Origin of the sequence: Vibrio sp. 1457 (assembly GCF_033340195.1) — a bacterium.
Taxonomy (GTDB): domain Bacteria; phylum Pseudomonadota; class Gammaproteobacteria; order Enterobacterales; family Vibrionaceae; genus Vibrio; species Vibrio alginolyticus.
In genome coordinates, this window is the sequence record NZ_JAWOWA010000006.1 from 1 (window position 1) to 12,981 (window position 12,981).

Below are 12,981 nucleotides of genomic sequence, written 5' to 3' on the forward strand. Positions count from 1 at the left end.
CCTAGGGCGGTAAAAATATCAAAGACCCGATACCCTGTTAATCGCTACGCGGCTCCTCTTAAGTGAACTACATTGCGGCTATGACTGGCATTGTCAATCCAGTTCGGGATATTGTCACTGTCTTCCAGTAGCGTTAAAAATGCACCATAGCTGGTGGGTGTGAACATCCGGGCACGGATCTCAACTAAACCGTCACTATGTTCTCGGGAGTAAATTGTGATTCCATCCTTGTCACTCTCGAACTGCCAGTTCTCGTTGGCGCTCGCATCAGTGCCAGCGGATATCAATGTGGCGAGTGTTAAGGCGCCCATTCTTAAATGCAACATCATGTTAGTATCCGCCAACTTTTCCTAAATTTAAGTTTATACGATTTGTCGTAACTATAAGGACAATAGTATGTTTTTTGTTATCGTTCTGAAGGTTGCTCTGCACTGAAGCCACGTTGAATGTTGGTGAAGGTAAGCGATGCAAATATTACGATAACGATCGCTAGATGCCATGCTTGACTCAATCCAAGCTGTACCAGAGTTAAGCTGACCAATGAGGAGACGACCATTTGTCCACCACCAGACATTGCCGCTGCGGCACCTGCTTGCTTTTTATAAGGTTGCATTACCATCGCTTGTGCACAAGGTAGGGCAATACCATTACCCAAGATCATTAATAGCTGTCCTAGCATCAGAAATAGAGGCTCAACAGGGCAGAAAAATAACCATATTGCGGCAGCGAGGTGAAGAAATGGGGTGCAAAGCAGCATTTTTTTATTGCCAATAATTGGCCTTACTCGGTTACAAATCGTGGTACCACATAACATACCCAAAGCGGGAATGAGCGCCCACATCGCGTATTGAGCGGAGGTCATGCCAATTTGATCTTGCATGATAAATGGCATCACAGAGACTGTCGTAATCATTAAGCTGAAGTTTAACCAACTGATACTGGCGAAACTCATAAAGTAACGAGACGTAAGTAAGCTCTTGTATTGGAGTAACATTTTTCGGGGTGACGGAATGACAGAACGTTTTGTGATGGTTTCTGTGAACTTAAAGGCGATGATTACCCAGGCCAGCGAGACATAGCCCAATAGAGAAATAAACACCATACTCCAACCGAAGTGGAAGTTGATAAAGCCGCCAATCACAGGTGCAATAAGTGGCGTGATTGAAGCCGCCATGGCGATGTAAGACATTGCCACTGGGAGTTCGTCCCCGCTAAACCTATCTCGAGTCGACGCCCTCGCGAGTACCGCGCAGCATCCTGTACCTAACCCTTGTAAAAAGCGCCCCATCACCATCCCTGTAAATGTGTCACTGAAGAAAATAATCATCAGCAGACCAGACATCGCGATGAGTAAACCGGTAAGTAATACTCTTTTTCGTCCTAAAGCATCTGACACTGGCCCGTAGATAAATTGAGAGGGGCCAAAGCCGAGCAAATAAATACTCACAAGTAGTTGAGCTTGGTCGAGGGAGATGGAAAAGTCTTTTGCTATCCATGGCAAAGAGGGCATGACTAGCCCCATGCTCAACTGGCCAACGCTAATAATAAGACAGGCGAGTAGTATAGTATGAAAGTTGATTGGGCGACTCATGACTGGTCTCCATTCAAACAACCTTTTTGGCGTCGTGATCTTAAGCCGCCTTCGTCATCCACTTCATTTAGCTTTGCTTTGACCCGCTTCACAGTCGATAGACTGACTTCGCATTTCTCTGCTACGTTTTGCAATGTGTAGCCTTCTAGCAGTAACGTTGCGATCTGTTGGTGTTTGGTTTTGTTTGCGGGGCGGCCGCGAAACTTCTGTTTCCATAATTCTGGCTGCTCTTTAATGGCCTGTCGCCCTTGCTCTGCGGCAAACAGGCGATGTTCAGTCTGCACTTTCCCATATCCAGATAACACTGTGAGTAGTGTTTGGGTTTGAACAGAACCTGGCTCAAAAGTTATTGATTCACATACGGTTTTCAATGTTACCCCTTTATCGAGTAGCATTTTTATCGTGTTCAATGCTTGACTAAAGTCGCGACCAAATGCGGTCAGCCACCAGAGCACAATCGTATCCCCAGCTCTGACGGAATCGAGCAGTCGTAAGAATGCCTCTCTCTCGGTTGGAGGCATGCAACCACGAACCTTATCCTCAAAATGCTGAGCTTCGGGCGCAAAAGCTTTTAGAGTATTAAGGTGCTCTTGGTAAGCTCGATTTTTTGGCGAATAACGAGTGTAAAGATACGTGGTCATAAGGATTATGAGCCTCTTTTTTTGGTTCATATAGTGTGATGGCTCATAAATATACATGGGTTCATTAATGCTTACAACACTAAATGAGCCGTTTGGGTGTCAGAGGCAAATAAAAAAGCCAACCGAATGGCTGGCTATAGCTATTTAAGCTTTTGTTGTCTGGCGCTCGATTAACTTCACTGGCACCATCATTTTTACTAGGCTGCCGTTTTTCGTATTAATTTGATCAACAATGATCTTCACGCACTCGCGAGCGAGGCGACGGAAATCCTGGCGGAATGTGGTTAGTTGATAGCTCAACCATTCTGTCTGAGGAATATTATCAAAGCCAATGACTTGTAAGTCCTGAGGAATGCTCAACCCGCATTCTATACGGGCGATATCCATGACCGCCATAGCAAGGTTATCGGTTGCACAGAACACCGCTTCAGGCCGATTTTTGTCTGCCAGTATGGCACGGACTTTATCAAGTGAGCTCGCGTAGTCATAACTGGCTTCAATGATGCGTGGCGTCTTGCCGGTTAGGTCTTCAAATTCAGAGCAGAAGCCGCTTTGGCGTTCGTCATTCGTAAAGGTTGGCACTTCTCCCGTCAAATAAACCGCGTTCTTCACGCCACTTTTGTGCAGAAGTTGCGCGGCTTGTTGGCCTGCTTCGTAGTTGTCACTGATAACGTAGCTACTCCTAGTACCTTCAACAACTCGTGCGTATTGAACAATTGGGATATTAAACTCTTCACATTCTTCATAAAGGGACTTATTGAAGGTTGCGGAAGCGGCAATGACACCATCGACGCGATACTGGAAGATATTTGGGATTGAGTGGCCCTCTTCTTCATCCACTTGCCATGGAATCAATACGGCAGAATAACCTTTTTTCTGTAACTCACTGGAAATTAATTGCAGTGTTTTCATATGGATAGGGTAATCCGCATCAGGAAACACTAAACCTATCAATTTCGATTCGTTTGTGGTCAGGCTACGTGCAAAGGCGTTAGGGCGGTAGTTAAGGGCTTTAGCCGCTTCAAAGACTTTTTGCTTGGTCTTTTCGGATACTGAGCTACCCGGAACAAACACGCGCGATACAGTAGATTGAGAGACGCCTGCCATCTTTGCCACATCTTTTGATGTGACTACGTGTTTAATTGATTTCATGAATAAAACTTAGTTGCCAGTAATTGAGGTCATAAGACTAGCATAAATAGGTACGTATTCATAAATGTTCTGACGGGGTATCCTAAGTAGAATAATGGCTTTGGAGTGTTAAAAAGCAAAATGTGGGTTAACCCATTTAGTTTGCTTTGAGCTAGCACTAGATCTAGTGCGTAGATACTGTCCGTTTGTTGGACGTACAGTATCTACGTAAAGAACATTAATTTGCTTGTTTGACTGCAACTTTACGTTTCGGGGAGAGGAGTGAATACCCCATGTATCCGATGCAAGCGGTTGCGACAAGAATAGAGCAGCCACGCATAAAGTTAATCAGCATAGGAGCGTTGTCGGTAAACGCGTTGATTCCCCATAGCATCACGAGTGAGAACACAAACATAACAAGTAGGCCATAACACGGGGCGTCGATTTTACCGGGAACGACATACCACCCATCTTGCTTGATTGGTTTATTTAGACGAGCATATTCCGTTTGCTGGCCTTTCACTGTGTAAAGATGCATTTCATCTTGTTTACCCGTCAGGAGAAGGCTAGCAATGTAAGCGACAACGGCATTCACAAGGACGCCAATCACGCAATACCAAGGCCACGCAATATCGGTCGCAACGGCTACATACCAAATCACCAAGAAGCTAGCAGCAACGCCAATTAACAAGCCTTTTTCCGTAATGTGTTTTGAGTAGAAACCAAGGACGAACATACAGAAGCTCGCACCGACAAAGTAAGAGCCTGCCTTACTCAGCACTTCCAGTACCGAGCCTGTGCTGGTGGCAAACATGATCGCTGGAATGATGACCAAAATCGCCCACGCCACCGTGAAGAAACGCGATACCTTTAAGTAATGCTCTTCCGACTCGTTTTGCTTGTAGAAGCGTTTGTAAAAGTCAGCCACAGAAACGGTCGCCATTGAGTTAAATGCGGAATCGAGACTCGACATACTTGCCGCCAGAATCGCAGCGGCAATGATGCCCATCAAGCCTGGCATTCCATATTCACTCGCATAATGAAGAATGATGGTGTTGCCGTTTTCGAACTCTTTACCGTCGTAATAAGCGTTGAACAGGACGCCAAGCAAGATAAAGACAAAGTAAATAAAGAAGGCCACGTAGCCCATCATCAGCATTGCCTTTTTCGCATCGCCCATGTTTTTCGCGGCCATACATCGTTGTACCATCATCTGGTTACCGCCATACACGGTGGTGTGGAACATCGTCATTGCGATAACACCAGCCCATACCGTCGTTACTTGGCTTAGGTCAAAACTTGTCTGTAGGGCATCGGTCATTCCTTTCGCTTTGAGTTCTGCCATGACCTCCGTCATCGGGGCAGGCATGCCATTCCACACGGCTTCGATGATGATGAATGCGCCAATAAATAAGATTACTGCTTGAATAACATCGGTCCAAATGACAGCCGCTATACCGCCCATTACGGTGTAGATAAGGGCAATTGCAGTGACGATCATGATGCAGTACATCACGTCGATACCAGTAATGAACTCCAAAATCATTGCTGTCGCATAGAGTACGGCTGCCGAGCTCAATGCTTGTTTGATAAGGAAGATAAACGACAAAGTCAGTCGTGAAGCCTTACCGAAGCGTCGTTCTTGATACTCGTAGATGGAGGTTAAACCGCTGTTGTAGAAAAACGGCATAAACACAGCCACGATGAAGAAGATCACCAGCGGATAATTGAGGTGAATCGCGATAACCGACAGGCCTTCTTTGTAAGACCAAGCTGGCCCGCCAAGGAACGACATGGCACTCACGTAAGTACAAACGACAGAAATACCGATCGCCCACCAAGGGATGCTCTTATCACCCAAAGCGAATTGGCTAGCTGAAGTGACTCGCTTACCAATCACCGCACCCAATACTAGCGTTAGGGCTATGTATCCACCAAGGATGCTCCAGTTAAGTGCGCCAAACTCATGCATAATTAGGTCCTTCTAACTGTTCTTTCATTTGTGCAAACACGTCATAGCCAAGTTGCAGCAGGATATGAACGATGTCGATCGCCACCCAGTTTTCCTTCAGTAAATCGCCTTCGCGTCGCCAAATGTCCATAACGCGAAGTTCGATGTGTTTTCCTGTCGGGGCGAGACCGAGCCAGCCACTGTGACCAGTGTGAGTACCATGCATATGTGGCCAACCACCTGTGGATACGTAGTCATTTTTGGCCAAAAAATTGACCTCAATATCGACACTTCGATCTGGGAACGCAAACACAAATGGCGCTTGGTGGTGGTTACGGAAACCTTTGACACCGCGCGTCGTGCCAATACCTGCTGGGCCGTACCACATGAAGTCATTGTGCCAGTAGTTTTCTAAATCCATCGAGAAAAGATCTTTGCCATCAAAACGACCCAAGCAAGACAGCATATCTTCAACCAGCTGGGCGCTCTTTTCACTTTCTTCCAAAGACACAACAGATTGTTGAATACCGTTAGAAGTTGCAGGAGAAGGAACCAAGCCATCGTGACCCAAGCTTTTACGAAGAGGGTTGCAGCCTGCTTGATTCATCGCGTCGATGAAGTCTGGGATCATGTAAGATTCGATGATTTGGTCGTTCTCCACACACACCATTTCGGTGTAACGCAAGTAGAGTGTTTTCCCTGTTGCTGGGATGCCAAACAGTGGTTGTTCAAATGTACCGATAAAGTAGCCGGTAGAGTTGTACCAAGTGCGGCCTTCGTATTCGCCGTGCATTACGATCATTGGTCGGCGCTCGGCATCAGGCAAAGCATTCACAAGTAGTGAGAGGAAAGATTCGTGGGTTGCATCTGGGCCATTAAGATCGTTCACAGGGTGCGCCACGCACCATTTTACGTCAGGGTTCAAAGTTTGCAGAGCGGCCTGTTTTTGCTCGATGTCTGCGGCTTTGAAGTAGTTCTGGTAGAACTGTTCGATGATGTTGAGTGACATATTGCTTCCTTACTGTCTGTGATTTTAATAAATAGTGTTTAGTCAGCCGTTAGCCTTGCTGAAGCAGGATTTGCTTCCAGATTGCGGTCTCGTCAAACAAAGTGAATTCGCGACGAAGACCCCAAGGGCCAAACTCAGCGTGGCTGATCCCCATGATGTAAACCTCTTTTCCTGAAGGCTTACCAAACATCCCGTATCCCTCATGCTTACCGTGCAAAGACCATCGAATTGCAGCGCGTGGTGACATCATGTCGTCATCTCGGCCAATACGATGGTGAACGGTAAATTGAGCATTTGGGAAAGACGCACGAAGTGCCATCCAAAAATGATCGACTTCCGAGTGTGATAGGGCAGTTTGACCGCCAGTGTATTCGCCGATGCAAGCGCGGTCGTACTCTTTCGGTACTATAGAGAACTCGGCATTCATAAGGCTTCTGAGAATTGCTTCGTAGCGCTGACCATATTCGTTGTCGTTGCCTACGCCCAAATAAGGTCCAGGAATGTCGACTTCAGGTGTGAACGGAAATGGGCTTGATTCCACGCCACCTTCAAATTCGATTTGTTGGCGTGCAAACTCTTCTGACGTCATGCCCAGTTGTTTCGCGATATCGGCTTGATCGCGAACCAACCATTCGTCATTGATTTGGTTATTGATAGCATGGCAATCTGCGATAATACGGAAACGAAGCTTGCGGTTCGAAGCTTTCCCATAGAAGCCGTTGCCACTGTGTGTTGCAGTAGAGATGATTCGATGAGAAGAAAGCATGCCTTGTTCCGGGGTGCCTGACCAAATGACGTCTTCGCCATATAGCGTGCGATCGGGAAACTCGGCCAGTGTCGCCATTGTTGCACTGATCACCCCTTCGTTTCCTTGAACGATAGAGAGTGGAGTACGCACAACAATGTCGGGAGAGTAGTAGTGTTCTAAGGTGTTTAAACCTCGGTCTTCCCAAATCTCTTTTGTGATACCAAGAATGTAGTCGGGAAAATCACGCCACTTTTCATCGAAGCCAACCATGGCCATAAATCACCTCCGTAATTGAATAATTATGTTTTGATTACGTATTCAAAATATATCATGTTGCCATTTTGTCAACGGATTGTTTTTCGATTGTTTAAATAGCGTGCTGATGATCTGCTTTTTAACAATTGAGCGGAAAATAAACTAAAAAAGTACAGGAGAGATGGAAGCTATCTCTTATCGAGACGTGTTAATAAGAAAGGAGGTCAAAGTTTTTTGTATGAATTTCCTAATATCTTATTGTTTTTTAATCGCTTAATTTATTTTGATCTGTTTGAATGGAAACAAATGATTAAGCCAAAACTGATAATCATGCAGATCAAGGCACCCAAATAGACTTTATCGCTAATATTCAGCTATTTTGGTGTCAATTATCCTTATATCTTTCAAATTCTCCTTTTGCATACGAATGCTTAAAGGCTTTTTTATTAAATCGGAAGTAGATAACGAATAAGCCACTAGAAAGGTATTTATCTAGTGGCTATAACAGTCATAAGCGCTCTATGAGTGCAACGATCAGGATAAAAGCGCAGGCAGCGATAGAGAGATGGCAGGGATGAAGGTAATCAACATCAAGGCCACTATCATTGCTCCAATCCAGCCCATAATGGCTTTAGAGAGCGACTCTATCGGTACTTTGCCTACCTGACTTGCCATAAACAGGTTGGCACCCAGAGGAGGCGTAACAAAGCCAATGGCCAAGTTCACGATCATCACGATACCAAAATGAACGGGGTCCATGCCGAGTGCTGACGTAATTGGTAGCAGAATTGGCGTGAGAATAACAATGGCCGCCAGCGTTTCCATGAAGGTACCAACAAGCAACAACAGAACATTGATGCAAAGCAGTATCAGAAGTTTGTTTTCGGTAATCGATAGAATGAACTGAGCAATCTCGGTCGGTAGACGCTCTAGGGTTAATATACGGCCAAACGTCACGGACGCACCCACAATGACGAGCACAGCGCCAACTAACAGTGACGATTCTAGAATGATTTTCACCACTTGCGCTGGTTTGAGTTCTTTATAAACAAACATGCCAAAGAACAAGCCATAGAGCACACCAATGGCGGCTGATTCGGTAGGCGTGAAGATACCGGAATAGATGCCACCGAGAATGATAACGGGTAGTAGCATTGCCCAACTGGCTTCTTTTAACGCATCAAGACGCTCTGCCCAAGTCGCTTTGTGCTCGTTACCTGTGTAGCCCCGCATTTTGGAGACAATTAGACAGTAGCCGATCAATACCATACCGACGACCAAGCCTGGAATGATGCCCGCCATGAACATCTTGGTGACTGAAACTTCAGCAGTGATCGCGTAGACGATCATCACCACAGAGGGTGGAATAATGACGCCAATTCCGCCGGAAGAGGCTATCAAGGCACCGGCAAAGCTGCGATCGTAGCCTTTCTTCACCATAGAGGGAATCATCGTCAGGCCGATAGCGGCAACGGTGGCAGACCCTGTACCAGAGATGGAAGCGAAGAACATACACGCCACAATGGCGACGATGCCAAGCCCACCAGTAAAGTGGCCAAAGAAGACCTCCGCCACGTGTAATAATCGTTTTGAGATCCCTCCTTGACTCATGAGGTTACCTGCCAAGGTAAACAGAACGACAGCGAGGAGAGGGAAGGAGTCGAGCCCCGTCACCAAGCCTTGTACTAAAAACTCGATGTTAAGAAAGGGCAGGCTTAATATCGCGACCATACTGGCTGCCGCCAGAGCAATACCAACTGGAACGCCAATGAGCAGAAGCAGGCCAAAGCTGCCAAATAAAAGTGCAGATGTCATGCGTTAAGCTCCAATAGTCGGTTAGAAGTACGATACTTGGCTTTAAGATGGCGATAGCGTTGGCGTGAAAAGCGTATCCGTTCGCTGGTATTCGAGAGAGCACTAGTACGTTGATAAATGCTGGTTAACAAGCGCACGCAGCTTAAGATTGCGCAAACCAAAACGGACGCATACAGGCAAGCAATAGGTATTTCCATTGCGGGAGCAATCTGACCGAGTTGCAGGCTTCGGTTGATGACCTTAAATCCAAACCAGGCGACAGTGGCACTAAAGGCAAGGTAGATAAGATCAGAGACAATCAAACTGAATTGCGTCCAATTGCCCGGAAGTTTATCGATGAACACACGAATACGGATGTGTCGATCATCTCGGATACAGTAGCTGATGCTCAGGTACATCGCCCATACGAATAAATAACGAGCCAACTCTTCAGCCCACGCGATCGTTGCGTCAAATAGGCGTAATGCGATTTGCAAGCACAGTAAAGTTGTCATCATCGAGATCGCGATAACGATAAGGGTAGGTTCTAGGTATTTGTCTAGTAAGCGAAACCACTTCATATTCACCTCCAAAACGGAAAGCACGACCTGTTTCCAGATCGTGCAAAAGAGTGGGAGTTATAGGCGTTCTATCTCGGCAATCACGTTGTCAAACAAGTCTTTACCCGTTTTACTGCGCAAGTCCTGGTACACGGCCGCATTCATTTTCTCTTTCATGATGCTGCGTACCTCGTCTGGGACGATGTTAACCGTCATGCCTTTTGCTTCGAGCTCTTTGATTACTTCTTGGTTTTGCTTAGCGGCGAGCTCACGCTGTTTTGCGATGGTTTCTTTGCTTACTTCACTGATCAGCGCTTGTTGTGCGGCCGGCAGTGAATCCCAAAACGATTTGTTCATGAACAACACGTAGTTGGTGTATATATGGTTAGTTAAAGAGAGGTACTTTTGTGCCTCGTAAAAACGTTCGGCATAAATAGAGTAGATAGCACTTTCTTGAGCGTTAATCAGGCCTTGTTGTAACGAGGTGAAAATTTCTCCCCAAGACAGAGGTGTTGGTGCAGTACCAATAGATTTCCACGCGCTTATTTGAGTGGGGTTAGATGCCGAGCGAATCTTTAGCCCTTTCAGGTCCTCAATACTATCAATTGGCTGTTTGTTGTTGGTCACGCTACGAAAGCCGACCTCCATAAAGCCAAGTCCATGAAAGCCTTTTGATTCCATAGCATTCAACAATGGTTGTCCGATCTTCTCACTGTCGAGCGCTTTGTGTGCTTGCTCTTCGCTATCAAAAAGGTAGAACACGTCGAGCACGTTAAACTCTGGGACGTAGGGAGAGAGTAAAACTGACGCACCAAACGTCATTTGTAAGTTGCCTTGCTGCACGAGTTCAGTCGTCTCACGCACATCGCCTAGTTGTCTTGCCGGATAGATTTCAACTTCTATCTCACCGTTTGAGCGAGCTTCCACTTCTTGTTCGAAATAGAGCATTGCTTTGTGTACGGGAGAGGTTTCTTGACTGTCATGAGCAAGACGAATAACACTGGTTGCAAACGTATTCATACTGATAAATGCAAGCCCCAGTGCGGTAAGTGAAGTAAGGATTGCTTTCTTCATCGTTCTTCCTTGTTTCTGGTATGACCTGCCATGGGCATTCGTCGGCAAGTCACACAACTTTTTAGTTTTTATAAATTAGTTGAGCAATTCATATCCATTTTGCATACGAATCCAAAATAAAACATTAAAGTAACAAGTCAATAACAAGATTGATGAATTGATGAGGAATTAAATAACGATTGGTGAAAATTTAATCGCGATCACAGAAAATGCCTTACTCGAAAGCAAGGCATTTTGTTTATGAAGAATGAATAAAAATGGATTTATTAAATGGTGCTACTACGTTCGATCAAGGTGCCTTGCTCGAAAAGGTATTCGCCAGTTGCATCCAGGTTGCCGTTGATTCGATTCATCAAGTCTTCAACCGCTCGTTTAACAATTTTGTCGACTGGTTGAGCAATGGTGGTCAAATCATAACTCGGCCATGCAGACATCGGAATGTTATCTACACCCATCACAGAGAAGTCTTGGGGGATCTTTGCTCCGGCTTGTCGCAAGCCATCCATCACACCCATGGCGAGGATGTCGTTTGCACAAAAAATTGCATCGGGTTTGCTAGTGTGCGACAAGATCGCTTTCGCCGCTTCTAAGCCTGCTTCAAAGCTGTACTTGGCTTGGATAAAGGTTGGTGACGGGGAGCCGAGTTCTTGCAATTTTGAAGAGAAACCCAGCCAACGCTCTTCACTGGTCATGGAGCCAGCATCGCCACTGATATAAGCACACTGTTTTGCGCCTTTCTGCGTTAAATACTCGGCTGCTTGTTGGCCCGCCAATCGGTTATCAATACCAGAGCTATTGGCATTAATACCCTCGGCGTAGCGGTTAATCAAGCTTAAATGAACGCCAAACTTTTCGCATTGGGCAAACGCGCGTGAGGTTAAACGGCTGGTGGCGATAACGAGTCCGTCCACTTGGTATTCAATGGCGCGTGAAATGGCGAGATCGAGGTCGTCCTTGTCGATAGGGCAAAGCACAACTTGTCCGCCTCGCTTTTGAATTTCGACAGCCAAAGCACGAGATTGCATGTCGTACATTGGGTTTGATTCGCTATCTAACGCAATCGCCACTAAGCCTGAACGATTCGAAATCAGACCTCGGGCGATGGCATTCGGTGTGTATCCGAGCTTAGCTGCGGCATCCATCACCATTTTGCGTTTCTTCTCGCTAATACTCGCAGTCGGGCTGAATGCTCTAGATACCGTCGATTGAGAGACGCCGAGCATCTTCGCGACGTCGATCGAAGTTACTTTCGCTTTAATGGTGATACTCCTTATTTAAGGCCATTGAACCTTCTCATACGTGCTGAGTGTATGGGCTAGGGGATTTCTGTGTCTAGAGCATTACATTGATAAGGCGTAAATATCAGAGAAAACTCAAGAATTCATCACATTTCTCTCTTGCTTGAAGCCATCAATGATCATTTTGTGTTCAGAGCCAACACAAAAGAAGCTAACGCCGAGTTCACGCCATTCCCGAGCTTGTTGAGCCGTCGCGACAAACATGCCAACAGGTTTATTGGCGGCTCTGGCCGCTTCGATTACTCGCATACTTGCTTGTGCGACTTTCTCATCATGAACGCTATCAGCACCATAAGCGACAGTGAGATCAACTTGGCCAATGAAGAGCGCATCAATTCCTTCAACATTGGCAATCGCTTCAACATTTTCGACCCCTTGAGGGTCTTCAATTTGTGCAATGACAATCGTATTCGCACGGCTGTCTTTTAAGTGTTCAACCATGGGCTTAGTGGCGTATTGCGCTGCTCGACTGGAACCAGCATACCCTCGGCCACCTTCGCCGTAATGGCAGATTTTCGCCAGTTGCGTCGCTTGCTCAGCAGTACAAACATGGGGAATTTGTACACCCGCCGCGCCACAGTCAAGCGCGTTCAAAATGGTTGAAGGGGCGCTGTCTTGTACTCGTACCACGCACGCGAGGTCATTCGCTCTGGCCGCCATGATGCACAGATCAAGCGAGGAACGACCGAAAGGTGCGTGCTCTGCATCCAGTACCACAAAAGGCAACTCTGCCAGTGCCAATACCTCGATAATGTGAGGATGAGGGGTTTTAACAAATGTACCTAATAGCGTTTCTTTAGTCAGACGTTGCTTAAAATTTCTCATAATTCTCTCCTTTGCAAAGGTATGCAAAAACTAACACGGAGAAATGTAAATGATGAGTAAAAATGATGTGATCTAAAACTCATTTTTGATTAAAAATTAAACTC

11 protein-coding genes and 1 pseudogene are annotated in these 12,981 nt (G+C 46.1%); all 12 read right to left on the reverse strand.

The annotated features are described in order from the left end of the window. Positions 1–74: 74 nt before the first annotated feature. A pseudogene (locus R7Z41_RS08085) lies at positions 75–329 on the reverse strand (hypothetical protein); the annotation flags it as partial. Between the two features lie 77 nt (positions 330–406). Further along, complete coding sequence (locus tag R7Z41_RS08090; RefSeq protein ID WP_158173280.1) at positions 407–1,591, reverse strand: multidrug effflux MFS transporter; 1,185 nt, start codon at positions 1,589–1,591, stop codon at positions 407–409. Further along, positions 1,588–2,232, reverse strand: a complete 645-nt coding sequence (locus R7Z41_RS08095; protein WP_225477266.1) for a recombinase family protein — start codon at positions 2,230–2,232, stop codon at positions 1,588–1,590. Before R7Z41_RS08095 ends, R7Z41_RS08090 begins: the two co-directional genes overlap by 4 nt. A gap of 144 nt (positions 2,233–2,376) precedes the next feature. Next, the gene (locus tag R7Z41_RS08100; RefSeq protein ID WP_005374731.1) at positions 2,377–3,384 is read right to left on the reverse strand and encodes a LacI family DNA-binding transcriptional regulator; all 1,008 of its coding nucleotides are present in this window, start codon (positions 3,382–3,384) and stop codon (positions 2,377–2,379) included. Positions 3,385–3,601: 217 nt separating this feature from the next. Beyond that, positions 3,602–5,335, reverse strand: a complete 1,734-nt coding sequence (locus R7Z41_RS08105) for a sodium:solute symporter family transporter (protein WP_225477268.1) — start codon at positions 5,333–5,335, stop codon at positions 3,602–3,604. Next, positions 5,328–6,323, reverse strand: a complete 996-nt coding sequence (locus tag R7Z41_RS08110) for an ester cyclase (RefSeq protein WP_225477277.1) — start codon at positions 6,321–6,323, stop codon at positions 5,328–5,330. Before R7Z41_RS08110 ends, R7Z41_RS08105 begins: the two co-directional genes overlap by 8 nt. Before the next feature lie 49 nt (positions 6,324–6,372). Continuing rightward, the gene (locus R7Z41_RS08115) at positions 6,373–7,347 is read right to left on the reverse strand and encodes an ester cyclase (RefSeq protein ID WP_225477279.1); all 975 of its coding nucleotides are present in this window, start codon (positions 7,345–7,347) and stop codon (positions 6,373–6,375) included. A gap of 513 nt (positions 7,348–7,860) precedes the next feature. Then, a complete protein-coding gene (locus R7Z41_RS08120; RefSeq protein WP_054574864.1) occupies positions 7,861–9,141 on the reverse strand; it encodes a TRAP transporter large permease in 1,281 nt (426 codons plus the stop codon). Then, positions 9,138–9,701 (reverse strand): TRAP transporter small permease, encoded by a 564-nt coding sequence (locus R7Z41_RS08125; protein WP_206970578.1) that lies wholly within the window; start codon positions 9,699–9,701, stop codon positions 9,138–9,140. Before R7Z41_RS08125 ends, R7Z41_RS08120 begins: the two co-directional genes overlap by 4 nt. A 57-nt stretch (positions 9,702–9,758) precedes the next feature. After that, positions 9,759–10,754, reverse strand: coding sequence for a TRAP transporter substrate-binding protein (locus tag R7Z41_RS08130; RefSeq protein WP_225477281.1), 996 nt, complete (start codon positions 10,752–10,754; stop codon positions 9,759–9,761). 266 nt (positions 10,755–11,020) lie between these two features. Continuing rightward, positions 11,021–11,977 carry a LacI family DNA-binding transcriptional regulator gene (locus tag R7Z41_RS08135; RefSeq protein ID WP_025768661.1) on the reverse strand — a complete coding sequence of 319 codons (957 nt, stop codon included), beginning with the start codon at positions 11,975–11,977 and terminating at the stop codon, positions 11,021–11,023. A gap of 150 nt (positions 11,978–12,127) precedes the next feature. Beyond that, positions 12,128–12,877 carry an HpcH/HpaI aldolase family protein gene (locus tag R7Z41_RS08140; protein ID WP_047102422.1) on the reverse strand — a complete coding sequence of 250 codons (750 nt, stop codon included), beginning with the start codon at positions 12,875–12,877 and terminating at the stop codon, positions 12,128–12,130. Positions 12,878–12,981 lie beyond the last annotated feature (104 nt).